The organism is Inquilinus limosus (assembly GCF_051487185.1).
Taxonomy (GTDB): Bacteria; Pseudomonadota; Alphaproteobacteria; order DSM-16000; family Inquilinaceae; genus Inquilinus; species Inquilinus limosus_F.
In genome coordinates this window covers 1-22,770 of sequence record NZ_JAHVDK010000029.1, presented here as the reverse complement: position 1 = coordinate 22,770, position 22,770 = coordinate 1, and the positions used below count along the sequence as shown (strand labels likewise).

Below are 22,770 nucleotides of genomic sequence, written 5' to 3'. Positions count from 1 at the left end.
TTCATGTCGATTCGTGTTGCAGTCCAATAGTGGGCGACTTATATACCCAACAATCGTGCCGCGGGAGTGTGAACATGAGCAATGAAACGCCGTCCAACGATTTGATGAACCTTACGACTCAAATCGTCGCGGCACATGTAGGAAACAATACCGTTGCGATCTCCGACCTGCCGGGCTTGATCGAGCAAGTCTATCGCGCGCTGAACGGTCTCGGAACTGAACCGGCGCCGGTGGCGGAAAAGCCGCAGCCGGCGGTTCCGATCAAGAAGTCGGTCACGCCGGACTACATCATCTGTCTCGAGGACGGCAAGCAGCTGAAGATGCTGAAGCGGCATCTGAAGACGGCCTACAACATGACGCCCGACGAGTATCGCGAGCGTTGGGGCCTGCCGGCCGACTACCCGATGGTGGCGCCGAACTACGCCAAGCAGCGCAGCAAGCTGGCCAAGCAGATCGGCCTCGGCACCCGCGCCCGGCGGGACTGATCCGGCCCGAATCGCGGCGGTCCGTCGCCCGACGGACCGCCCGATTTTCGGCCCTGACCGGGGCACGGCGCCCTTGTCCGCGAAATCAGCGCACATTTGTAACCGTTCTGCTTTATAATTGGGCGAGCGCTTTGTGCGGTGACGCAGAATCGCCGCGGGCGCCTCGGGAGAATCGGAGCGGACGGACGCAGCATGGCAGTCACAACCTTCGTCGATGACCACGGATTCAGCCTGCGTGCGGGCAATCTCGAGGTCCGGCTGGCGGAGACGGAGGAGGAGATCTGGGCGGCCCAGGAGCTGCGCTACGCCGTCTTCTATGAGGAGATGGCGGCCCGCCCCACCGCCGAGATGGCGGCCGCCCGCCGCGACTTCGACGCTTATGACGAGGTGGCCGACCACCTGCTGGTGATTGACCATGCGCGCGGCAAGGGCATCGAGGGCGTGGTCGGCACCTACCGCCTGATCCGGCGCGAGGCCGCGGCCCGCATCGGCGCCTTCTACTCCACCAGCGAATACGGCATCGCCAAGATCGAGGCCCATCCCGGCCAGATCCTGGAGCTGGGACGGTCCTGCGTCGGCGGGCCCTACCGGTCCGGCCAGACCATGCAACTGCTGTGGCGCGGCATCGCCGCCTACGTCTTCCAGCACGACATCGAGATCATGTTCGGCTGCGCCAGCCTGCCCGGGACCGACCCGGACGCGCTGCGGCTGCCGCTGTCCTATCTCTACCATTATCACCTGGCGCCGCCGGCGCTGCGGCCTGTCGCCTTGCCGGAGCGCTACACCGACATGCGCCGCCTGCCGCTGGCCGAGATCGACCAGCGCGTGGCGATCGCGGCGCTGCCGCCGCTGATCAAGGGCTATCTCCGCCTCGGCGGCCATGTCGGCGACGGCGCGGTGATCGACGAGCAGTTCGGCACCACTGACGTCGCCATCGTGGTCAAGACCGACCTGGTGACCGAGAAGTATTTCAAGCACTACGAGCGCAGGCGCGACCAGGGGCCGGTCCTGGCCTTCCGCAAGGACTGACCGGCGCGATGGCGGGCACCCGTCTCGGATCGAAGCTCCGGGCGCTGAAGCGGCTCGCCCTCTATGTGCCCTGGACCGTCATGCTGATGCCGGTGCAGGCACTGGCCGTGCGCTTCGGCTGGCCGCTGCAGACCAGCCTGCCTGTGTTCTACCACCGGACCTGCTGCCGCATTCTCGGCCTCGACGTCGAGACCCGGGGCACCATGTCGACCGCGGCGCCGACGCTGTTCGTCTCCAACCACCTCTCCTATCTCGACATCGAGGTGCTGGGGTCGCTGATCCCCGGCAGCTTCGTCGCCAAGACCGAGGTCGGCACCTGGCCGTTCTTCGGCGCCCTGGCGCGGTTGCAGCGCACCGTCTTCGTCGACCGCAGCAAGCGGGGATCGGCCGACGCCCAGCGCGACAGCCTGCAGGCGCGGCTCGAGGCCGGCGACAACCTGGTGCTGTTCCCGGAAGGCACCTCGAGCGACGGCAACCGCACCCTGCCGTTCAAGAGCGCGCTGTTCGCCGCCGCCGGGCTCCGCATCGACGGCAAACCGCTGACGGTGCAGCCGGTGTCGCTGGCCTGCACCGCGCTCGACGGCATCCCGCTGGGGCGCCGGCTGCGGCCGATCTACGCCTGGTACGGCGACATGGACCTGGCGCCGCATCTGTGGAACGTGGTGAAGCAGGGCCGCCTGACGATCACCGTGATCTTCCATCCGCCGGTGACGCTGGAGGATGTCCGGTCGCGCAAGGCGCTGGCGGATCATTGCTGGCGGGCCATCGCCGCCGGCGTGTCCGACGCCAATGCCGGCCGGCTGCCGGAGCCGGCAGGCCAGAGCATACCCGATCAGCGCCACGCCGCATGACCGAAGGCTTGATTTCCGACGAGCGCGCCGTGATCTATCATCGCAACTCCATCGAGATCCGGACCGGACCCGCGCGCGTGACCACAGCCGCCACCAACCCGCATCGGGTTAAGAAGCTGTTCATCAAGACCTGGGGCTGCCAGATGAACGTCTACGACAGCGGTCGGATGGCGGATATCCTGGCGCCGCTCGGCTACACCATGGCCGACAGGCCGGAGGAGGCCGACATGGTCATCCTCAACACCTGCCACATCCGCGAGAAGGCGACGGAGAAGGTGTTCTCCGACCTCGGCCGGCTGCGCCCGCTGAAGGAGGCGAAGACCGGGGACGAGCCGATGATCGTCGCCGTGGCCGGCTGCGTCGCCCAGGCCGAGGGCGAGGAGATCGCGCATCGCGCCCCCTGGGTCGACATGGTGTTCGGGCCCCAGACCTATCATCAGCTGCCGGAGATGGTGGCCCGCGCCCATCGCCGGGCCGGACGGCCGCTGGTCAATACCGACTTCCCGGTCGAGAGCAAGTTCGACCACCTGCCGGCCGAAGCCGGACTCCAGGGCGCCTCGGCCTTCCTGTCGGTGCAGGAGGGCTGCGACAAGTTCTGCACCTTCTGCGTCGTGCCCTACACCCGCGGCGCCGAATATTCCCGCGACGTCGCCGGCATCCTGGCCGAGGCGCGCCGCCTGGTCGGCCAGGGCGTCCGCGAGATCACGCTGCTGGGCCAGAACGTCAACGCCTTCCACGGCGACGGGCCGGACGGGACCGTTTGGGGCCTGGGCCGGCTGATCCGTGCTTTGGCCGAGATCGACGGCCTCGACCGCATCCGCTACACCACCAGCCATCCGTGCGATGTCGACGACGAGCTGGTGGCGGCGCATCGCGACGTGCCGCAGCTGATGCCCTTCCTGCACCTGCCGGTGCAGAGCGGGTCGGACCGCATCCTGGCGGCGATGAACCGCAAGCACGACGCCGAGGCCTATCGCCGCATCATCGACCGGCTGCGCGCGGCGCGGCCGGATCTGGCGCTGTCCTCCGACTTCATCGTCGGCTTCCCGGGCGAGACGGACCGCGACTTCGCCGACACGCTGCGCCTCGTCACCGAGATGGGCTTCGCCCAGGCCTACAGCTTCAAATACAGCGCCCGCCCCGGCACCCCGGCCGCGGCTTTGGAGGACCAACTGCCCGAGGCGGTGAAGGACGAGCGGCTGCAGGCGCTGCAGCAGCTTCTGTTCGCGCAGCAGGCCGCCTTCAACCAGCGCATGGCCGGCCGCATCGTACCGGTGCTGCTGGACCGCCGCGGCCGCCGGCCGGGCCAGCTGCACGGCCGCAGCCCGTGGATGCAATCGGTCCATCTCGACGCGCCGGCGCGGCTGCTCGGCACGATTCAGCCGGTACATATCACCGAAGCCAAGCCGCTGAGCCTGACCGGCACCGTCGTGCCGGCGGCAGCGGAGGAGGCCGCGTGACCGCATCCGCTTCCGACGGATCGGGCCTCATGCCCGCCAGGTCCAAGCCCGCGCCCAACCGCGCCGAGATCAGCTTCGACGACAACCGGCTTCTGCCCCTGCTCTACGGTGAGCACGACACGCATCTGCTGCGGATCGAGCACCAGCTCGGCGTGTCGCTGGCCTCGCGCGGCAACACCGTCACCATCAAGGGCCCGGCCGAAGCGGTGGAGCTGGCCCGGCTGGTGCTGGAGACGCTGTGGCAGCGCCTGTCGCAGGGCCAGGGTGTGACCAACGCCGACATCGACGGGGTGATCCGGCTGGTGCGCGACGCGCCCGCGCCCGAGGGGGCGCCGCTGCGCACGCTGCTGAAATCCGACGCCGCCATCGTCACCCGGCGCAAGCGGATCGGCCCGCGCTCGCCGACCCAGGCGGATTACATCGAGGCGCTGGCGCAGAGCGAGATGGTGTTCGGCGTCGGCCCGGCCGGCACCGGCAAGACCTATCTCGCCGTCGCCCAGGCGGTGGCGATGCTGATCGCCGGGCGGGTCGACCGGATCGTGCTGTCGCGCCCGGCGGTCGAGGCCGGCGAGCGGCTGGGCTTCCTGCCCGGCGACATGAAGGAGAAGGTCGACCCCTATCTCCGCCCGCTCTATGACGCGCTCTACGACCTGCTGCCGGCCGAGCAGGTGGCCAAGCACATGGAGACCGGCGTGATCGAGATCGCGCCCCTGGCCTTCATGCGCGGCCGCACCCTGGCGCATGCCTTCGTCATCCTGGACGAGGCGCAGAACACCACGGTGATGCAGATGCGCATGGCCCTGACCCGGATGGGCGAGGCCAGCCGCATGGTGGTCACCGGCGACATCAGCCAGGTCGACCTGCCGCGCGGCGAGAAATCCGGCCTGATCGACGCGCTGGAGATCCTTGAGGGGGTCGAGGGCATCCGCATCGTCCGCTTCGGCGACCGCGACGTGGTGCGCCACCCGCTGGTCGCGCGCATCGTGCGCGCCTATGAGACGGCGGACCGCGCCCGGAAGACCAAGCCGTGATCGACCTGACCGTCAGCATCGACGCGCCCGGCTGGTCGGCGCTCGGCCCCGATTTCGCCGATGAGGAGGCGCTGGCCGCCGCCCTCGGCCCGCTGGTCGAGGCCGCGGTCGCGGCCGGAGCCGGCCCCGGCGTGGCGCTGGAGGCCGGCCGCCCGGCCGAGCTGTCGATCGTGTTCGCCGACGACGCCACGGTGCAGCGGCTGAACCGCGAGTATCGCGGCAAGGACGCCCCGACCAATGTGCTGTCCTTCGCCCTGACCGAGGCCGAGGAGCCGGATTTTCCGGGCGCGCCGCTGGTGCTGGGCGACGTCTTCCTGGCCCTCGAGACGGTGCTGGCCGAGGCCGGGCGGGACCGCAAGGCCCCGGCCGACCATGCCCGGCACCTGGTCGTTCATGGTATCCTGCACCTGCTGGGCCACGACCACATGACCGAGGCCGAGGCCGAGGCGATGGAGCGGATCGAGACCGCCGTCCTGGCCCGCTTCGGCATCGCCGACCCCTATTCCGACCCGCCCAATTGAGGCCATGTCTGACACCTCTTCCGGCCGACCTTCCCGCTCCTCCGACGTCAAGCCGCTCCGCAACTGGCTGCGCAGCCTGTTGCGCGGCAAGAGCGAGGAGGACTGGCGCGAGACCATCGAGGAGCTGATCGAGGACGGCGACGAGGGCGAGGACGAGACCTCGATCGCCCGGCACGAGCGGATGCTGCTGAGCAACATCCTGCGGCTGCGCGACCGCACCGCGATCGACGTGATGGTGCCGCGCGCCGACATCGTCGGGGTCGAGGTCGACACGCCGCTGCCCGGCGTGCTCGACATCCTGGCGCGCGAGGCGCACAGCCGCATGCCGGTCTATCGCGACAACCTGGACGACGCCCTGGGCATGATCCACGTCAAGGACGTGGTCGCGGCGCTGAGCCGGGCCCGGGCCGGCGACGCCGAGGCGCCGAAATCGCTGACCGAGATCCTGCGGCCGGTCCAGATCGTCGCACCATCGATGCCGGTGCTCGACCTCCTGCTGCAGATGCGCGAGAAGCGCCAGCACATGGCGCTGGTGATCGACGAATTCGGCGGCATCGACGGGCTGATCACGATCGAGGATCTGGTCGAGGAGATCGTCGGCGAGATCGAGGACGAGCACGACATCGACGAGCCGCCGCAGCTGGTCGAGAAGCCGGACGGCACGCTGATCGCCGACGCCCGCCTGCCGATCGAGGCCTTCGAGGCCAAGGTCGGAACGGTGCTGGAAGAGGACGAGCGCGACGACATCGACACGCTCGGCGGTCTCGTCTTCGCGCTCGCCGGCCGGATCCCGGCGCGGGGCGAGCTGTTGACCCACCCCAAGGGGTTCGAGTTCGAGGTGATCGATGCCGATCCGCGCCGGATCAAACGCCTCCGCATCCGCCGCAAGGACGGCGCCAACGCTGCGTGAGACGGCGGTCGGGCCGCTGCCTGGCCACGGTATCGAGCGTCTCGCCGCCCGCATCGCCGGGCTGGATCGTTGGCGGCGCTTCAGCGCCGCCGTGGCGCTCGGCGTGCTGGCCAGCCTGTCGGTGCCGCCGCTCTATGCCGCGCCGGTGCTGTGGCTGGCCTTTCCCGGCCTGTTCTGGCTGCTGGCCGGCACATCCACCGGCCGATCGGCCTTCCTGACCGGCTGGGCCTTCGGCTTCGGCTTCTTCGTGCCCGGCCTGTACTGGGTGTCCTGGGCGCTGACCGTCGACCTGCCGCGCTTCTTCTGGATAATTCCCTTCGCCCTGGCCGGGCTGCCGGCGCTGCTGGCGATCTTCACCGGCCTCGCCGGGCTCGGCTTCCATTGGCTGCGCCGCGCCGGCTGGGGCGGGCCGCTGGCCCTGGCCGCCGCCTGGGGCCTGGCGGAATGGCTGCGCGGCCATGTCCTGACCGGCTTTCCCTGGAACCTGATCGGCTACGCTTGGGTCGGCTGGCTGCCGGTGCTGCAGGGCGTCTCGGTGATCGGCATCTACGGGCTGAGCGTCCTGACCGTGGCTGCCGCCACCCTGCCGGCCACCTTGGCCGGATCGCGTCGGCAGGGTCTGGTCGCGACCATCGCCGGCATCCTGCTGTTCGCGGCGATCGCCGGTTGGGGCGCCTGGCGCCTGTCCGGCGATGACGGCGCCGTGGTTCCCGGCGTGACACTGCGTCTGGTGCAGCCGAACATCTCCCAGGCCGACAAATGGTCCGGCGAGAAACTGCGGGAGAATTTCGAACGCCAGATACAAATGTCGAAGGCGCCGGGGATCGACCGCGTCACCGCCGTGATCTGGTCCGAGACCGCAGTGCCTTTTACCCTGTCCTGGGAGCCTGAGGCGCAGCGCATGCTGGGCGAGATGCTGCCCCCTGGGGCCCTGGCCCTGGTCGGCGCCACCCGGGCCACGCCTTACGGCACCCAGCCGCTGGAGGCGTGGAACAGCATCTATGTGCTGGACCGCGCCGGCACCATCCTCACCGCCTATGACAAGGCGCATCTGGTGCCGTTCGGCGAATACGTGCCGCTGCGCAGCCTGCTGGCGCCCTTCGGTATCGAGAAGATCACCGCCGGGTCGGTCGACTTCTCGCCCGGCCCCGGGCCGCGCACCATCGCGCTGCCCGGCCTGCCGCCGGTCAGCCCGCTGATCTGCTACGAGGCGATCTTTCCCGGCGCGGTGCTGGACCCCGCCGGCTCGCGGCCGGGCTGGCTGCTGAACGTCACCAATGACGGCTGGTACGGCATGACCAGCGGTCCGTACCAGCATTTCGCCATCGCCCGGACCCGCGCGGTCGAGGAGGGGCTGCCGCTGGTGCGCGCCGCCAACACCGGCATCAGTGGCGTGGTCGACGCCTATGGCCGGGTCAGGGGCGAGATCGCCCTGGGCGAGGCCGGAATCCTCGACGTCGCCCTGCCCGCGGCGCTGCCGGAGACGCCCTATGCCCGGTGGGGCGAGACCGGCTTCTGGCTTCTCCTGCTGCTGGGGCTGCTGGCCGGCCGAATCGGGCGTCCGGCGCGATAGGCCGCGCCGCCGACGCCGAGGGCCCGGTCGATTCCGCCGGACTGCCTTGAAGTTGCCCGGTTCGGCGCATTAGGATGCGCGCCTCGTGAAACGATCTCACCCGGCCCCTTGCAAATTGCTGCGGAGTGATGTGTGGCCGCATCCGATGCACCGAAACGGCCCCGCGGTCGTCCTCGGAATGACGAACCCAGCCCGCTCGACGTGCATATCGGCGGCCGCATCCGACTGCGGCGGACTCTTCTCGGGTACAGCCAGGCCAAGCTGGCGGCGGCGATCGGCCTCACCTTCCAGCAGATCCAGAAATACGAGCACGGCTCGAACCGCATCGGCGCCAGCCGGCTGCACCAGCTGAGCCGGGTGCTGGAGGTGCCGGTTGACTTCTTCTTCGAGGATGCGCCCGCGGCGGCCGGAACGCCGGTGCCGGGCCTGGCCGAGGAGGCCGAGCCCTATGACGCCGGGCCCGACCCGATGCAGCGGCGCGAGACGCTGGAGCTGATCCGCGCCTATTACCGGGTCGAGGATCCGGCGACCCGCCGGCGCGTCCTGGACCTGCTCAAGGCCATGTCGGGCAGCCGCTCGGACGAGGGCGGTAGCGAAGAAGGCTGATCCCGAGGCGGCCGCACTTGACCGCGCCCGTGCCCCCTGCGAAAAAGCCCGGTCGCCGCCGCATCATTTCGACGCAATCCTTCATCGCAGCCAGGGGTTCGACGTGGCCAAAGGCAATTACATCTTCACCAGCGAATCGGTCTCGGAAGGACACCCCGACAAGGTCTGCGACCGGATTTCCGATTCCATCGTCGACCTCTATCTCGGCGCCGACCCGGAGGCGCGGGTCGCGGTCGAGACTCTGTGCACCACCAACCGGATCGTGATCGCCGGCGAGGTTCGCGGCCCGGCCTCGATCACCCCCGACCTGCTGGAGAGCACGGCGCGGCAGGCCGTGCGCGAGATCGGCTACGAGCAGGAAGGCTTCCACTGGCGCGACGCCAAGTGCGAGGTGCTGGTGCATCAGCAGTCGGCCGACATCGCCGTCGGCGTCGACGCCGCCGGCAACAAGGATGAAGGCGCCGGCGACCAGGGCATCATGTTCGGCTATGCCTGCCGCGAGACCGAGGCGCTGATGCCGGCGCCGATCCAGTTCTCGCACCAGATCCTGAAGAGCCTGGCCGACGCCCGCCATGCCGGGCGCGCGCCGCAGCTGGGCCCGGACGCCAAGGCGCAGGTGTCGCTGCGCTACGAGAACGGCCGTCCTGTCGCCGCCACCTCGGTGGTGGTCTCGACCCAGCACGCCGACGGCCTGGACCAGGCCGAGGTGCGCGAGATCGTGCGCCCCTATGTGCTGTCGGTCCTGCCCGACGGCTGGATGTGCGACGAGCCGCATTTCTATGTCAACCCGACCGGCCGCTTCGTCATCGGCGGCCCGGACGGCGATGCCGGCCTGACCGGCCGCAAGATCATCGTCGACACCTATGGCGGTGCGGCCCCGCATGGCGGCGGCGCCTTCTCCGGCAAGGACCCGACCAAGGTCGACCGCTCGGCCGCTTATGCTGCCCGCTACCTGGCCAAGAACGTGGTTGCCGCCGGCCTGGCCGAGCGCTGCGTGATCCAGCTCAGCTACGCCATCGGCGTGGCCCATCCGCTGTCGGTCTACATCGACACCCAGGGCACCGGCCAGGTCGACGAGGACAGGCTGTCCGACGTGCTGCAGCAGCTGGTCAACCTCAGCCCGCGCGGCATCCGCACCCATCTCGGCCTGAACCGGCCGATCTACGCCCGCACCTCCTCCTACGGCCATTTCGGCCGCACGCCGGAGGCCGATGGCGGCTTCTCCTGGGAGCGGACCGACCTGGTGGACGACCTGCGCTCGGCCTTCGCCTGAACCAATGACCGAACCGAACGGCGGCGCCGAGAAGCGCCGCCATTTCCACGGCCGGCGCCATGGGCGAAAGCTCCGCGCCGGCCGCGCCGCTTTGATCGATACCCTTCTGCCGCGGCTGACCGTGGCGCTGCCGGAGCACGGCGGCGCGCTGGACCCTGCCGCCCTGTTCCCGCGCCCGCCGAGCGACCTGTGGGTCGAGATCGGCTTCGGCGCCGGCGAGCACCTGGCCTGGCAGGCCGCGCATCACCGCGATGTCGGTTTCATCGGCTGCGAGCCCTTCATCAACGGCATGGCGACGCTGCTGTCGCTGGTGGAGCGCGACAAGCTCGACATGGTGCGGGTCTGGCCCGACGACGCGCGGCCGCTCTTGGACCGGCTGCCGGACGCCTCGGTGGGCCGCGTCTTCCTGCTGTTCGCCGATCCCTGGCCGAAGCTGCGCCACCACAACCGCCGCTTCATCCAGCACGACACCGTGGCCGATCTGGCCCGCCTCCTGAAGGACGGCGGCGAGCTGCGCATCGCCACCGACGACGCGCCGCTGCTGGACTGGTCGCTCGACCATGTCCGCCGCAACCCGGCCTTCGCCTGGACCGCCGAGGGGCCGCGGGACTGGCGCGAGCGAACCGCCGACTGGCCGCCGACCCGCTACGAGGAGAAGGCGCTGCACGGCCGGCCCTACTATCTGCGCTTCCGCCGCCGGCCGAGAGGCTGAGCGCTACTCCTTGGTCGCCCCCGCCATCATGCCGCTCATGAAGAAGCGCTGCAGGGCGATGAACAGCACCAGGATCGGCAGGCTGGACAGCACCGCCATGGCGAGGAGGCGTGGCCAGTCGATGTCCCACTGGCCGACATAGTTGGCCAGCGCCAGCTGAACGGTCCAGCGCGACTGGTCGTTCACCACCAGGAACGGCCACAGATAATCGTTCCAGCGCCAGACGAAGGTGAAGGCGGCGAGCGTCGCGATCGCCGGCCTGCACAGCGGCACGACGATGCGCCACAGGATGCGCCATTCGCTGGTGCCGTCGATCCGCGCCGCCTCCAACAGGCTGTCCGGGATGCCGCGCATGTATTGCCGCATCAGGAACACGCCGGTCGGCGTCGCCGCGGGCGGGATGATCAGCCCCCACAGGCTGTCCAGCAGCCCGAGCCCCTTCAGCACCATGAACATCGGGATCAGCACGACCTGCAGCGGGATCATCATCGTCGCCATGATCAGCAGAAAGCACAGCCCGTCGCCCGGGAACCGGTACTTGGACAGGGCGAAGCCGGCCATGATGCTGATCACCACCGACAGGATGCTGGACCCGATCGCGACGACCGCCGAGTTGGTGAAGAACAGGTCGAACCGCGCCGCGCCGAGGGCGCTGGCAAAGTTGGCGAGGGTCCACTCGTTCGGCAGCAGCGTCGGCGGCCAAGCGAAGATCTCCATCGGCGGCTTCAGCGAGCTCGCCACGATCCACAAGGGCGGGAACAGGAAGAACAGCAGGACCAGCAGGACGAGGCCGGTCTTCAGACCTTGCTTCGCGTCCATCGTCACCGCTCCTTCGCCATGCGCAGCTGCAGGATCGTCAGCGCCATCAGGATGGCGAACAGCGCCATCGACTGGGCGGCCGCGAAGCCGGCGGAGGCCGGCTTGGTGAAGCCGGTCTCGTAGATCGCCTGGATCAGGTAGACCGTCGCCCGGCCGGGCCCGCCGGCGGTCAGCGACACCACCACCTCATAGACCTTGAACGCCTCGACCGAGGCCAGGACCACGGCGATCAGCATGGTCGGGCGCAGCAGCGGCAGGGTGATGCGGACGAACATCCGCCACGGCGTCGCGGCGTCGATCGCCGCGGCCTCGTAATAGTCGCCGGGGATCATCATCAGCCCGGCGATGAAAATCATCATGTAAAAGCCGGCATTGGCCCAGACCCAGACGAAGACCAGCGCCGCCTGGGCCAGCAGCTCGTTCTCCAGCCACGGCACGGGGGCGATGCCGGCGAGGTCGAGCATGAAATTGACCAGGCCGGAGTTGTAGCCGAGCAGCCATTTCCAGACGATGCCGACGATCAAGAGGCTGGTCATGTAGGGGAAGAACACGACGGCGCGGATCGCCCCGACGCCGCGGAACGGCCTGGCCAGCAGCAGCGCGAGGGCGAGCGAGACCACGATCACCAGCGGCACCGCGACGCAGACGAAGCCCACCGTCTTGATCAGCGTTCCCGTGAATTCCGGGTCGGTCGCCAGCGCCAGGTAGTTGTCGAGCCCGACGAAGACCGGCCAGGTGGCGGGGGCCTTCGGCGCCACCACCAGCCCGCGCTTAAAGAAGGAGGTCCAGAAGCCTTCGACCAGCGGGAACAGGGTGAAGACGGCGAGGAGCAGCAGCGTCGGCGCCACCAGCGCATAGGGGAACAGCCGCGCCCCCAGCCCCCGGCCGGCGACACCGGACCGGTCGGGATGCGCCGCACCCCGACCGGCCGTGCCGGTCACGCTGGTCACTGCTCCGCCTTCAGCGAGTCCTCGGCCGCCTTGGCGATGATGTCCATCGCCTGGGCCGAGGTGATCTGCCCGGCCACGCGCTGGATCACCGCCTGCTTGATCGGGTCCCAGACATACTGCATCGCCGGGTTGCCCTGGTCGGTGCCGGCGTAGAGCGGGCTGTCGGCCAGCTCCTTCTGCAGCGCCGCCAGCGCAGCGCTGGCCTTGGCGTCGCCGTAGTCGACCGGGCCGGTCTTCAGGCTGGCCGGGATCATCATCAAGGGCGCCGCATACTTCGCCTGCACCTCCGGCGTCGAGAACCAGCGCAGCACCTCCAGCGCCTCGTCGACATGCTCGCCGGTGTTGAAGGCGACGATGTAGTCGCCGCCGACGACGCTGGAGGCCACTTCGCCATGCGGTGTCGGCCCGGCCTGCCAGTCGAAGCCGGCGTCCGAGACCAGGCTGCTGATCTGCCAGCTGCCCGACATCCAGGCCACGGCCTGGCCGTGCAGGAACAGCTGCTTCGGGTTCTCGGCGCTCGAGCCCTTCCACAATCCGGGCGGCATGTGGGTCTCGGTGATCTTGACGAAGTCGTCGAGGATCTGGGCGCCGCGCGCCTTGTCCAGCACCACCTTGTACGGCGGCGCCTCGGTGAAGATGTGCTGGCCGTTGTGGTAGAGATAGGTGATCCAGCGGCTGGCCGAGACGTCCCAGACCAGCGGATAACGGACGCCCGCCTTCTCCGACACCGTCTTGATCGCGGCCAGGAACTCGTCCCAGGTCCAGCCCTTCGCCGGGTCCGGAATGGCGACGCCGGCCTTCTTGAAGGCGTCGGCATTCAGGAAGATGCCGGTCGCGGTGACGTCGAGCGGTGCTGCGATGATCTGGTCGCCGAGCTGAGCGCCGGTGGCCCAGGCCTTCACGAACTGGTCGAGATAATCCTTGCCGAAGGTCGGGGCTAGATCGGTCAGGAAGGGCCGGACCACCGGCCGCATGCTGGTGGTCTTGGCGAGGTCCGGCGCGGTGCCGGAGGCCGCGCCCTGGGCCAGCTTCTGGTCGTAGCCGTCATAGGGGACGATCTGCAGCTTGAAGGTGGTGTCGGGATGCTGGGCCGTGTATTCGGCGAGCAGGCCGCGCAGCACCTGCTCCTCCTTGTCGCTGTTGACGGTCCACATCACCGTCAGCTCCGCCGCCGCGGCCGAGGCGGCCATGGCCGTCAGCGCGGCGCCGGCCAGGAGCGCGGTGCGGATGGTCGTTGCGAGCGTCATGTCGAGTGCCTCCCGTTGCGGCCGGTTCACGGCCCTTGGTGATCGGATTCCCCCGCCTGTCCGGCGAGGACCTGCGAGGCGAATTCCAGCGCCACCCCGGCCGGCCCGCCGCTCCACCCCTGCAGCAGCGAGCCGCGGCCGAAGGGCGGGCTGAAATACTCGACGGCGCCGAGCCAGCCATTCGCGAGGCAGCTCTCCCACCAGCGCAGCAGCGGGTAGCGCCAGCCCGGCAGGTCGCGGCGCAGCAGCTCGCGCGCCAGCACGCCGTCCCAATAGGGCCAGTCGGCGCCGTTGTGGTAGCGGAAGGCGAAGGCCGACTTGGCCCTGGTGTCGCGCCGCCGCTTGTAGGGCGGGAAGGCGCAGAGCACGCCCCAATCGCCATAGGGCTGGTCGGCATTGGCGCCGCTGTAGAGCCAGCGCTGCATCGCCCGCAGCGTCGCTTCGGCCCGGTCCGGCGGCAGCGCGTCGGAGCGCAGCAGGGTCAGGCTGTCGATGGCGAGATGGTCTTCCGTGAAGCCGTCGTCGTTGCGGTATTCGGCGCACCAGCCGCGGTCGGGGAGCCAGAGCCGGCGGCCGATCGCCTCGCGCGCCCGGACGGCGACTTCCGCCGCCTCGGCGGCGAGATCCGGCTCGCGGTCGCGGCCGAGCCGGGCGATGGCGTCGAGCGCGCCGACCCACAGGCCGAGGTCGTAGGCGACCAGCCCCTGGCGATACACGTTGTCGGCCCAGTCGCGCTCATGGTTCGGCTTGACCGGCAGCCCGTCCCCGGCCTCATCGAAGCCGCGGTAGCGGCGGTAGATCATGCGGATCATCGGCCAGTGCCGCTCCGCCGGCGCTGCGTCGCCAGTGGCGCGGACATAGTCGGCGATCATCAGGATGAAGCAGAGCGGGCTGTCGAAATGGTCGCTCCACCAGTCGCCCGGCCGCAGATGCTCGCGCGAGATGAAGGGGTCGGTGCGCCGGAACACCTCCCAGGCCGCCGATTGCTGCGGCCCGGACAGGATCACGGCGCTCGGCGCCTCGCCGTCCGGCTGGAGGCCGCCGGCGAGCATGTCGATCTCGTCCCGCACCGCCTCCGGCGCCAGGGCCAGCAGCGGCTGCACCGTCCAATAGCCGTCGCGGTAATAGGTCCGGGCCGGGGCGGAATAGGCCTGGCCGGCGGCGAGCCCGGCGAAGCGGCCGGCCGGATCGCGGCGGATGCTGGACAGCGCGGCGTGAGCGCCCTGCTGCACCATGCTGCGCAGGACCGGCCCGGCCGCGGGCAGGCGGTCGGTGGCGCGGACATAAGCCTCGGCCTCGGCCACGATCGAGGGGACCGGCAGCGTCAGCGCCGCCTCGGCCTCCGCCCAATCGGTGCCGGCGGCGACGACCAGGTCGCCGCCCCGTGGCTCCAGCACCACGCAGCCCCAGGGGACGTCGACGATCCGGCGCCTGCCCTCGCGCCGCACCGTTCCCGGCCGGCCGGAATCGCGGTGCCACCAGGCGCAGCGCGGGGCGGGCGTGACCCGCACGCCGTCGGGAACGCCGCGCAGCACCAGCGCCGGCGCGCTCTGCGCCACATGCAGCGACCAGCCGGCGCCCTCCGCCCGGTTCGGGCCGTAGGTCACCGGCCCGGGCAGCGCCCCGAGCGACAGGGTGGCGAGATGGCCGGCGCCCCAGATCGAGACGCTGAGCCGGCCGTCGGGCAGCAGGTCGCCCTGCAGCCGTGGCGCCATGAAGGGCAGATGCACCGGCGCCTCGGCCCGCAGCAGTCCGCTGGGCAGCGGCGCCAGGGGGGCGGCCGGACGGTCGAGTTCCACGGCGACCATGATCACGCCGCCTCCGCCAGCGGGGCGAGCGCGCGGCCGTCATCCTCGCGGAAGACGTGGCAGCGCTCCGGCGGCAAGGACAGCGGCAGCACCGAGCCGATGGCGACAGAGAGCTGGTCCGGCACGTGCAGGATGGTGCCGTCCGCGGCGCCTTCGACCGCGCCGTAGACATAGGTCTCGGTGCCGACATTCTCGCTGTGCTGGACCAAGAGGCGCACCGGACCGCGGTCGCCGAGGCGCAGATGCGACGGCCGGATGCCGACCGAGACCGCGGCGCCCGGCGCCAGCCCGCCGGCATCGACCGGCAGCGTCACGGTGCCGAGGCCGGGCGCCTCGATCACCGCCCCCGCCTCCGACCGCCCGGTCAGGGTGCCGGCGAACATGTTGATCCGCGGCGAGCCGATGAAGCCGGCCACGAACTTGTTCGCGGGGCGGTTGAACAGCTCGAGCGGCGGTCCGAACTGCTCCAGCCTTCCGTCGCGCAGCACGGCGATACGCCCGGCCATGGTCATCGCCTCCACTTGGTCGTGGGTAACGTAGATCATGGTCGTGCCCAGCTCGCGGTGCAGCTTGCTGATCTCGGCCCGGGTCTGCACGCGCAGCGCCGCGTCGAGATTCGACAGCGGCTCGTCGAACAGGAACAGAGACGGGTCGCGGACGATCGACCGGCCGATGGCGACGCGCTGGCGCTGGCCGCCCGACAGCTCCTTCGGCCGGCGGTCGAGATAGGGCTCGATCGCCAGCATCTTCGCCGCCGCCAGGATGCGCCGCTCGATCTCCGCCCGCGGCATGCGCAGATTCTCCAGCCCGAAGGACAGGTTTTGGCGCACCGTCATATGCGGATAGAGCGCGTAGGACTGGAACACCATGGCGATGCCGCGCGCCGCCGGGCTGGTCGCGGTGACGTCCTTGCCGCCGATGCGGATGGTGCCCTCGGTCGGCATCTCCAGCCCTGCGATCAGCCGCAGCAGGGTGGACTTGCCGCAGCCCGAGGGGCCGACGAAGACCACGAACTCGCCGTCGCGGATCTCGAGATCCATGCCGTGGATCACCGGCACCGGGCCGAAGGACTTCTTGATGCGCTCGAGGATCAGGGAGGCCATTCCGTCTGCTCCGGCGTTCAGGGGGCCAGGTCCGGCGCGAACACGACATGCCGCAGCACCACCGCGCTCCGGTTCCAGCCGGGCGGCAGCGGCTCGGGGCGCCGCAGCCGGAGCTGGGCGAGGCCCAGCCCGTCGACATGGCGAGCGTAGAGCCCCGGCATGCCGCCGTCATAGGGCATGAGGCCGACGATCCGCCCGTCGGCGCCGCGCACCCAGGCGTTCTTGCGCCCCTCCTGCCCCGGCTCGGGCGCGAGATCCGCCGTGGTGGGGCGCAGGTCGTAGTGCCCGATGGGGTCGAGACTCCCCGCCACCTGCCGCAGGTCGACGCCGGCCAGGGTGACCGGGCCGACCGGCCGGTCGGGCAGGCCGACCAGGACCACGGCGCCTTCGGCCCGCCCGGACAGGCCGGTGATCGCCACGTCGCGCACCGCGCCCGGCTCGACCCCCGGGTGCCGGCGCGCGATGGTGATCGTCACCGGCTCGCCGCAGCCCCAGAAGCCTTCCGGGGTCTGGCGGCAGTCGACCGTCACGCCGTCGAGGCGGATGCGCTCGATCACCCCGCCGTCGCGCGAGAAGATGCCGAAGGCCCGGTTCGAGGCCGCGACCACGCAGTCGGCGAACACCACGTCGCGGATGTCGGCCCAGGTCTCGGTGCCGATCTTCAGCGCGCAGCTCTCGCTCTCGATCACGCAGCCGGTGACGACGATCCGTTCGCAGGGGCGCAGCCGGGCGCGGCGGGTCGTCTTCAGGCAGATGCCGTCATCCGCGGCGCTGATGAAGCAGCCCTCGATCCGCGAGTCCGAGCAGCCGTCGAGATTGATGCCGTCGGTGTTGGGCATGCGCTTGTCGTTGCGGAGCTCGACATTGCGCACCACCGCCCGGCGGCAGCCGACCAGATGGATCGTCCACATCGGCGAATCCGCGATGCCGATATCGGCGATCTCGACCCGCTCGCAATCCTCGAACACGACCATGCGCGGCCGGCGGTCGACCGGCAGATGCGTGCCCAGGCTGCCGGCACCGGGGACGCGCCAGTGCCGGCTGTCGCCCACCAGCAGGCCCCGGCCGCCGATGCCGATGTCGCGGGCGCCCGAGGCGATGATGAAGCCGCGGTCGGACTCCTCGGCGACGCTGTCCACAGTGGTCTCGGCGTAGCGGTCCCAACCCGGCGCCGCCGCCAGCCGGGCGCCCGCCGCGAGATGCAGTTGCACGCCGTCAAGCAGGCGCAGGCCGCCGCTGACCCAGTCGCCGGGCGGCACGACCACCGTCCCGCCGCCCCGGGCATGCGCTGCGGCGATGGCGGCGCAGATCGCCCCGGTGAGGTCGTTGCCCGTCTCGGGCATGACGATTGCGACGGAGCCGTGGGCGGGATCAGGCGGCGGCATCGGTCGTCATTCTCAGCGTGACGGGCAGCGGCAGCTCGCCCGGCAGGTCATGGGCTCCGAACAGAGCATTGTGCAGGCGGTTCAGCCCGACCGCGAGCGCGCCGACCAGGGTGGCGCGGTTGCCCAGGCTGCTGCACTCCACCGGCGGCGGGTCGATCATGCAGCGGCGCAGCGCCGGCTCGATCAGGTCCCGCATCTCCGGCCGGATGCCGATGCTGCCGCCGAGCACGACCCGTTCCGGATCGACCACGGCGCAGATCGAAGCGATGGCGAGCGCCAGCAGGCGCGCTGTCTCGGCCAGCGCGGCCAGGGCCGGCGGGTCACCGGCGGCGCGGCGGTCAAAGATGTCGCGGACCGAGAGGCCCGGCGCCCCGCCCGCCGCCTCATAGCGGGCGACGATGCCGGCGGCGGCTGCGGCGGTCTCGAACACCCCCTTCGCCTTCAGCTCCGGATCGAAGGGGTCGCCGCCCAGCGGCAGGTAGGAGACTTCGCCGGCCGCCCCGCGGGCACCGCGCAGCAGCTTGCCGTCGACCAGCACCCCGGCGCCGATGCCGGTGCCGATCGCCATGAACACCAGGGTGGCGGCGTCACGGCCGCGGCCCTGCCAGTGCTCGCCGATGACGCCGAGATTGACGTCGTTCTCGATCCTGACCGCGCAGCCCAGCGCAGCCTCGAGCCCGCCGCGCACGTCGAAGCCGTCGAAGCCCGGGATATTGGGGGCGAGGCGGATGCTGCCCGAGGCCGGGTCGAGCACGCCGGGGCTGCCCAGCACCGCGACCTTGATGCGGCTGCCGTCGATGCCGCTGCGGGCGACCAGCCGGTCCCGCAGCGCGACGATCTGGGCCAGGATGGCTTGGCCGCCGGAGAGGTCGGTCGGCTCGACGACCTCGTCGACGATGCTGCAGGCGAGATCGGCCAGAGCGACGATCACCTTGCTGCCGCCGAGGTCGATGCCGAGGACGAAGGCGGCGTCGGGCCGGACCTCGTAGGTGACGGCGGCGCGGCCGATCGCGCCGTGCGTCCGGCCGGTCTCGCGCACCCAGCCCGCCTCCTCCAGGACCCGCATCACCTCCGAGATCGTCTGCTTCGACAGCCCCGTCTCCCGCGCGATCTGCGACCGCGAGATCGGCCCGCGATGGAGGACCGTCTCCATCACGGCGCGGAGGCTGAGCTGGCGTGTCAGCGGCACGGGATTGTCGAGGCGCTGCATTGTCCCCGTTTGTTCGGCAGGTTGACGAACTAAGCCTGACGCGGAAATCCGGCTGCTGTCAACCGCGGATCGAAACCGGTCGGGAAACGGACGAATCGGGGCGCCCCGGCGGCCGAATCGAATCAGCGGCGCCATTCAGGCGAATCAAGTTGCTTATCGCTGGCGGATGGCTATATATCAGCGCAGTTACCCATAGCGTTCGACTTGACTCTGGTCTGGTCGAATGATTGAGAGGGTGGGCTGCGGCCCGCCTTTTTTCGTTGTGGTGACGGCTTTCCAAGGCTCTGGACGCGGGGAATGCCGGAGAGGATGACGCAAGTGGATCAGGTGCGCGCGATCGTGGCGCCGTCGCTGGAGGCGATGGGCTATGAGGTCGTGCGCGTCCTCATGACCGGCGGCGAGTACCGGCCGCAGCTTCAGATCATGGCCGAGCGGATCGACCGCCGCGGCATGACCGTGGACGACTGCGCCGAGATCAGCCGCGCGGTGTCGGCGATCCTCGATGTCGAGGATCCGATCCCGACGGCCTACACGCTCGAGGTCTCCTCCCCCGGCATCGACCGCCCGCTGACCCGGCTCGCCGACTACGAACGCTTCCTCGGCCACGAGGCGCGGATCGAGACGCGGGTCCCGGTCGACGGCCGCAAGCGCTTCCGCGGCGTCCTGGCCGGGCTCGACGGGGAAACGGTGCTGCTGCGCTCCGAGGAGATCGGGGAGGAGCCGGTGCGGCTGCCCTTCGCCGAGATCCAGCGGGCGAAGCTGGTCCTGACCGACGCCCTGATCGAAGCCGCCGCCGCAGAGGTCGAGCAGGCCGAGGCTGCCGCCGCTGCCTCCCAGCCCGACACCCAAGACGCATAGGAACGCCCGAGGCATGGAACTTCTGCACGTTGCCGATGTCGTGGCCCGCGAGAAGAGCATCGATCGCGACGAGGTGCTGACCGCGATGGAGCAGGCCATCCAGAAGGCCGGCCGCTCCAAATACGGCCACGAGCACGACATCCGCGCCCATATCAACCGCAAGTCGGGCGAGATCGAGCTGCGCCGCTATCGCCAGATCGTCGAGACGGTCGAGGACGAAGCGACCCAGATCGACGCGGCCACCGCAGCCAAGCGCTGGCCGCATCTGAAGCTCGGCGATTTCGTCATCGATGACCTGCCGCCGATCGATTTCGGCCGCATCGCCGCCCAGACGGCCAAGCAGGTGATCGTGCAGAAGGTGCGGGAGGCCGAGCGCCACCGCCAGTTCGAGGAGTACAAGGACCGGGTCGACGAGATCGTCAACGGCTCGGTCAAGCGCGTCGAATACGGCAACGTCACGGTCGACCTCGGCCGTGCCGAAGGCGTCATCCGCCGCGACGAGCTGCTGCCGCGCGAGCATTTCAAGGTCGGCGACCGCGTCCGCGCCTATATCTACGATGTGCGCGAGGAGCCGCGCGGGCCGCAGATCTTCCTGTCCCGCAGCCACCCGCAGTTCATGGCCAAGCTGTTCGCCATGGAGGTGCCGGAGATCTATGACGGCATCATCGAGATCAGGGCGGTCGCCCGCGACCCGGGCAGCCGCGCCAAGATCGCGGTGATCTCGAAGGACAGCTCGATCGACCCGGTCGGCGCCTGCGTCGGCATGCGCGGCAGCCGTGTCCAGGCCGTGGTCGGCGAGCTGCAGGGCGAGAAGATCGACATCATCCCCTGGTCCTCGGACGCCGCCACCTTCGTGGTCAACGCCCTGGCCCCGGCCGAGGTGGCGAAGGTAGTACTGGACGACACCCAGAACCGGATCGAGGTGGTGGTGCCGGACGACCAGCTGTCGCTGGCGATCGGCCGCCGCGGCCAGAATGTCCGCCTCGCCTCGATGCTGACCGGCTGGGACATCGACATCCTGACCGAGGCCGAGGAGAGCGAGCGCCGCCAGGAAGAGACCAAGCAGCGCAGCGAATTGTTTATGGAGGCCCTGGACGTCGACGACGTCATTGCCCATCTCCTGGTTGCCGAAGGCTTCCGTCAGGTCGAGGAGATCGCCTACACGCCGCTCGAGGAGCTGGCGGAGATCGAGGGCTTCGACGAGGGCGTCGCCGGCGAGCTGCAGGAGCGCGCACTGCGCTGGCTCGAGGAGCGCGACCGGCAGCTGACCGAGCGTTATAAGGAGCTCGGTGTGGCCGACGACTTGGCGGCGCTGGAAGCATTGACCCCGGCGATCCTGGTCAAGCTCGGCGAAAGCGGGGTCAAGACCCTGGACGATTTGGCGGATCTGGCCGGCGACGAGCTGGTCGAGATCCTCGGTGAGAAGACGATTTCCCTCGACGATGCCAACGCCCTGATCATGCAGGCGCGGGCCCATTGGTTCGAGGAGGAGGAGAAGGCCTGAGCGACCCGACTGCCATTTTCCCCGAGAATTCGGATCAGCCCGAGGCCGGCGGGCCCGAGCGGCGCTGCATCGCGACCGGAGCCGTGCGTCCGAAGGCGGAGCTGATTCGTTTCGTCATCGGCCCCGACGGGCAGGTCGTGCCCGATCTGGCGGAGCGGCTGCCGGGCCGCGGCCTGTGGGTGTCCGCGGATCGCGAGGCGCTGCGCCGGGCCCAGGCCAAGGGCCTGTTCGCCAAGGCGGCCCGCCAGCCGGTCCGCGCGCCGGAGGATCTGGTCGATCGAGTCGAAGCGCTCTTGCACCAGAGCTGCATCGATCTTATCGGGATGGCACGCCGCGCGGGACAGGCGGTGGCCGGATATGAGAAAGTGAAGGCGTGGCTGGCCGAGGGCCGCGCCGCGGTGCTGTTGGCAGCATCGGACGGCGCGGCGGATGGGCGAGCCAAGCTGGCGGCCCTGGCCGCCGCGGTCCGGCCGGCTCCGGCGATTTTGGAGATCTTCTCCGCCGACGCGCTCGGGATGGCCTTCGCCCGGGACCGGATGGTACACGCTGCGGTCGCCCGCGGCGGGCTGGCGGAACGGCTGGTCGCGGAAGCGGTACGGCTGGAAGGAGTTCGTGGTCGAGCCGACCGGGTCGGACCGGCTGGACGTGGTGTGGTCGACGGGGCAGCGAATGCCGCGCCGGCCTTCTCTGTGCAGGGATAGCGGCGGATCACGCTGGACGATATGACGGATAGCAAGGAACAGGATCGCAAGACGCTGTCGCTGGGCAGTGCGAAACCCAAGCTCACCCTGGGTGGGAAGCCGGGGGATTCCGGCCAGGTGCGCCAGCAGTTCAGCCATGGCCGCTCCAAGGCGGTGACCGTCGAGGTCAAGCGCCAGCGCGGCACCAACACTGCCCTCGCCGACGGCGGCGCTGCGGCACGCCGGGCGGCCGAAGGCCAGCTTGGGCGCGGCCCTCGCGGCGGCGGCGGCGTCCTCGGCGGCCGGGTGTTGTCCCAGGCCGAGCGCGAGGCGCGGCAGCGCGCCCTGCAGGAAGCCCTGCGCGAGGAGGAGGCCCGCCGGCACCAGCCGGCGCCGGCGCAGCCCGCCCCGCAGCCGGAGCCCGAGGCCATCGAGCCGACGCCGGAGCCGCAGGCCCCGCTGGACCCCGAGGCGCTGCGCCGGCGCGAGCTGGAGGAGCTGGCCGCGATCGAGAGCGAGGCCAAGCGCAAGGCCGACGAGGAGCGCTTCCTGCTCGAAGAGGAGCAGAAGCGCCGCGAGACCGAGCGCGCCGCCGAGGAGGCCCGCCGCAAGGCGGCCGCCGACCGCTCCGGCCAGGCCGCGGCCGCCAGGGGCTTGGTCGAGCCGGCCAGTCTGCGCGGCGGTGCCGCCCCGGTCGTGGCCGATGACGAGGAGGACAGTCGCCGTCGCGGCGGCGGCCGCGGCCCGGGCCGTGG

Annotated in this window: 22 protein-coding genes; 15 read left to right on the top strand and 7 right to left on the bottom strand. The window is 70.3% G+C overall.

The window, feature by feature from the left end; genetic code table 11:
- Positions 1–74: 74 nt before the first annotated feature.
- From KXR53_RS27575 to trmB, 11 genes are all read left to right on the top strand, one after another.
- A complete protein-coding gene (locus tag KXR53_RS27575) occupies positions 75–485 on the top strand; it encodes a MucR family transcriptional regulator (protein WP_437378514.1) in 411 nt (136 codons plus the stop codon).
- Positions 486–677: 192 nt separating this feature from the next.
- Positions 678–1,514 (top strand): GNAT family N-acetyltransferase, encoded by an 837-nt coding sequence (locus tag KXR53_RS27570; protein WP_437378513.1) that lies wholly within the window; start codon positions 678–680, stop codon positions 1,512–1,514.
- A gap of 8 nt (positions 1,515–1,522) precedes the next feature.
- On the top strand, positions 1,523–2,365 hold the full coding sequence (locus KXR53_RS27565) for a lysophospholipid acyltransferase family protein (protein ID WP_437378512.1): 843 nt from the start codon (positions 1,523–1,525) through the stop codon (positions 2,363–2,365).
- A 77-nt stretch (positions 2,366–2,442) separates the two neighbouring features.
- Entirely contained in the window at positions 2,443–3,825 is a 1,383-nt protein-coding gene (miaB, locus tag KXR53_RS27560; RefSeq protein ID WP_437378511.1) for a tRNA (N6-isopentenyl adenosine(37)-C2)-methylthiotransferase MiaB, read from the top strand.
- Positions 3,826–3,854: 29 nt separating this feature from the next.
- A complete protein-coding gene (locus KXR53_RS27555; RefSeq protein WP_437378510.1) occupies positions 3,855–4,856 on the top strand; it encodes a PhoH family protein in 1,002 nt (333 codons plus the stop codon).
- Positions 4,853–5,377: an rRNA maturation RNase YbeY gene (gene ybeY, locus KXR53_RS27550; protein WP_437378509.1), complete on the top strand. Its 525-nt coding sequence runs from the start codon at positions 4,853–4,855 to the stop codon at positions 5,375–5,377. The genes KXR53_RS27555 and ybeY overlap by 4 nt, the downstream gene beginning before the upstream one ends.
- A gap of 4 nt (positions 5,378–5,381) precedes the next feature.
- Positions 5,382–6,287, top strand: a complete 906-nt coding sequence (locus KXR53_RS27545) for a hemolysin family protein (RefSeq protein ID WP_437378508.1) — start codon at positions 5,382–5,384, stop codon at positions 6,285–6,287.
- The gene (gene lnt, locus KXR53_RS27540) at positions 6,223–7,860 is read left to right on the top strand and encodes an apolipoprotein N-acyltransferase (RefSeq protein WP_437378507.1); all 1,638 of its coding nucleotides are present in this window, start codon (positions 6,223–6,225) and stop codon (positions 7,858–7,860) included. Before KXR53_RS27545 ends, lnt begins: the two co-directional genes overlap by 65 nt.
- Before the next feature lie 132 nt (positions 7,861–7,992).
- The gene (locus KXR53_RS27535; RefSeq protein ID WP_437378506.1) at positions 7,993–8,466 is read left to right on the top strand and encodes a helix-turn-helix domain-containing protein; all 474 of its coding nucleotides are present in this window, start codon (positions 7,993–7,995) and stop codon (positions 8,464–8,466) included.
- 103 nt (positions 8,467–8,569) lie between these two features.
- Positions 8,570–9,739 (top strand): methionine adenosyltransferase, encoded by a 1,170-nt coding sequence (gene metK, locus KXR53_RS27530; RefSeq protein WP_437378505.1) that lies wholly within the window; start codon positions 8,570–8,572, stop codon positions 9,737–9,739.
- A gap of 4 nt (positions 9,740–9,743) precedes the next feature.
- Entirely contained in the window at positions 9,744–10,451 is a 708-nt protein-coding gene (gene trmB, locus KXR53_RS27525; RefSeq protein WP_437378504.1) for a tRNA (guanine(46)-N(7))-methyltransferase TrmB, read from the top strand.
- A 3-nt stretch (positions 10,452–10,454) separates the two neighbouring features.
- Here the strand turns inward: trmB and KXR53_RS27520 are convergent, their stop codons facing one another.
- From KXR53_RS27520 to KXR53_RS27490, 7 genes are read right to left on the bottom strand one after another with little or no spacing between them, the layout of a single operon-like run.
- On the bottom strand, positions 10,455–11,270 hold the full coding sequence (locus KXR53_RS27520) for a carbohydrate ABC transporter permease (protein ID WP_437378503.1): 816 nt from the start codon (positions 11,268–11,270) through the stop codon (positions 10,455–10,457).
- A 2-nt stretch (positions 11,271–11,272) separates the two neighbouring features.
- Positions 11,273–12,220, bottom strand: a complete 948-nt coding sequence (locus KXR53_RS27515) for a carbohydrate ABC transporter permease (protein WP_437378502.1) — start codon at positions 12,218–12,220, stop codon at positions 11,273–11,275.
- Entirely contained in the window at positions 12,217–13,467 is a 1,251-nt protein-coding gene (locus KXR53_RS27510; protein WP_437378501.1) for an ABC transporter substrate-binding protein, read from the bottom strand. Before KXR53_RS27510 ends, KXR53_RS27515 begins: the two co-directional genes overlap by 4 nt.
- Before the next feature lie 26 nt (positions 13,468–13,493).
- The gene (locus KXR53_RS27505; protein ID WP_437378500.1) at positions 13,494–15,275 is read right to left on the bottom strand and encodes a GH116 family glycosyl hydrolase; all 1,782 of its coding nucleotides are present in this window, start codon (positions 15,273–15,275) and stop codon (positions 13,494–13,496) included.
- A gap of 2 nt (positions 15,276–15,277) precedes the next feature.
- Positions 15,278–16,378: an ABC transporter ATP-binding protein gene (locus KXR53_RS27500; RefSeq protein WP_437378499.1), complete on the bottom strand. Its 1,101-nt coding sequence runs from the start codon at positions 16,376–16,378 to the stop codon at positions 15,278–15,280.
- Between the two features lie 17 nt (positions 16,379–16,395).
- On the bottom strand, positions 16,396–17,763 hold the full coding sequence (locus tag KXR53_RS27495; RefSeq protein WP_437378498.1) for a glycosyl hydrolase family 28 protein: 1,368 nt from the start codon (positions 17,761–17,763) through the stop codon (positions 16,396–16,398).
- A complete protein-coding gene (locus tag KXR53_RS27490; protein ID WP_437378497.1) occupies positions 17,750–18,973 on the bottom strand; it encodes an ROK family transcriptional regulator in 1,224 nt (407 codons plus the stop codon). The genes KXR53_RS27495 and KXR53_RS27490 overlap by 14 nt, the downstream gene beginning before the upstream one ends.
- Before the next feature lie 309 nt (positions 18,974–19,282).
- Here KXR53_RS27490 and rimP point away from each other — a divergent pair, with 309 nt between their 5' ends.
- The 4 genes from rimP to KXR53_RS27470 all read left to right on the top strand — a co-directional run.
- Entirely contained in the window at positions 19,283–19,831 is a 549-nt protein-coding gene (rimP, locus tag KXR53_RS27485) for a ribosome maturation factor RimP (RefSeq protein ID WP_437378496.1), read from the top strand.
- Between the two features lie 13 nt (positions 19,832–19,844).
- Positions 19,845–21,335, top strand: a complete 1,491-nt coding sequence (gene nusA / locus KXR53_RS27480) for a transcription termination factor NusA (protein WP_437378495.1) — start codon at positions 19,845–19,847, stop codon at positions 21,333–21,335.
- Positions 21,308–22,036 carry an RNA-binding protein gene (locus tag KXR53_RS27475; RefSeq protein WP_437378494.1) on the top strand — a complete coding sequence of 243 codons (729 nt, stop codon included), beginning with the start codon at positions 21,308–21,310 and terminating at the stop codon, positions 22,034–22,036. The genes nusA and KXR53_RS27475 overlap by 28 nt, the downstream gene beginning before the upstream one ends.
- A 21-nt stretch (positions 22,037–22,057) precedes the next feature.
- Positions 22,058–22,770, top strand: a 713-nt coding sequence (locus KXR53_RS27470) for a translation initiation factor IF-2 associated domain-containing protein (RefSeq protein WP_437378493.1), incomplete at its 3' end; no start/stop codon positions are given.

What these genes read in the sequence shown, in the direction of transcription:
- rimP (WP_437378496.1), top strand. Translation starts at nt 19,283, where the DNA reads ATGACGCAAGTGGATCAGGTGCGCGCGATCGTGGCGCCGTCGCTGGAG.
- trmB (WP_437378504.1), top strand. Translation starts at nt 9,744, where the DNA reads ATGACCGAACCGAACGGCGGCGCCGAGAAGCGCCGCCATTTCCACGGC.
- lnt (WP_437378507.1), top strand. Translation starts at nt 6,223, where the DNA reads ATGCCGATCCGCGCCGGATCAAACGCCTCCGCATCCGCCGCAAGGACG.
- KXR53_RS27505 (WP_437378500.1), bottom strand. Translation starts at nt 15,275, where the DNA reads ATGGTCGCCGTGGAACTCGACCGTCCGGCCGCCCCCCTGGCGCCGCTG.
- KXR53_RS27490 (WP_437378497.1), bottom strand. Translation starts at nt 18,973, where the DNA reads ATGCAGCGCCTCGACAATCCCGTGCCGCTGACACGCCAGCTCAGCCTC.
- KXR53_RS27500 (WP_437378499.1), bottom strand. Translation starts at nt 16,378, where the DNA reads ATGGCCTCCCTGATCCTCGAGCGCATCAAGAAGTCCTTCGGCCCGGTG.
- KXR53_RS27510 (WP_437378501.1), bottom strand. Translation starts at nt 13,467, where the DNA reads ATGACGCTCGCAACGACCATCCGCACCGCGCTCCTGGCCGGCGCCGCG.
- nusA (WP_437378495.1), top strand. Translation starts at nt 19,845, where the DNA reads ATGGAACTTCTGCACGTTGCCGATGTCGTGGCCCGCGAGAAGAGCATC.
- KXR53_RS27570 (WP_437378513.1), top strand. Translation starts at nt 678, where the DNA reads ATGGCAGTCACAACCTTCGTCGATGACCACGGATTCAGCCTGCGTGCG.
- KXR53_RS27545 (WP_437378508.1), top strand. Translation starts at nt 5,382, where the DNA reads ATGTCTGACACCTCTTCCGGCCGACCTTCCCGCTCCTCCGACGTCAAG.
- KXR53_RS27575 (WP_437378514.1), top strand. Translation starts at nt 75, where the DNA reads ATGAGCAATGAAACGCCGTCCAACGATTTGATGAACCTTACGACTCAA.
- KXR53_RS27495 (WP_437378498.1), bottom strand. Translation starts at nt 17,763, where the DNA reads ATGCCGCCGCCTGATCCCGCCCACGGCTCCGTCGCAATCGTCATGCCC.
- KXR53_RS27555 (WP_437378510.1), top strand. Translation starts at nt 3,855, where the DNA reads ATGCCCGCCAGGTCCAAGCCCGCGCCCAACCGCGCCGAGATCAGCTTC.
- KXR53_RS27565 (WP_437378512.1), top strand. Translation starts at nt 1,523, where the DNA reads ATGGCGGGCACCCGTCTCGGATCGAAGCTCCGGGCGCTGAAGCGGCTC.
- KXR53_RS27520 (WP_437378503.1), bottom strand. Translation starts at nt 11,270, where the DNA reads ATGGACGCGAAGCAAGGTCTGAAGACCGGCCTCGTCCTGCTGGTCCTG.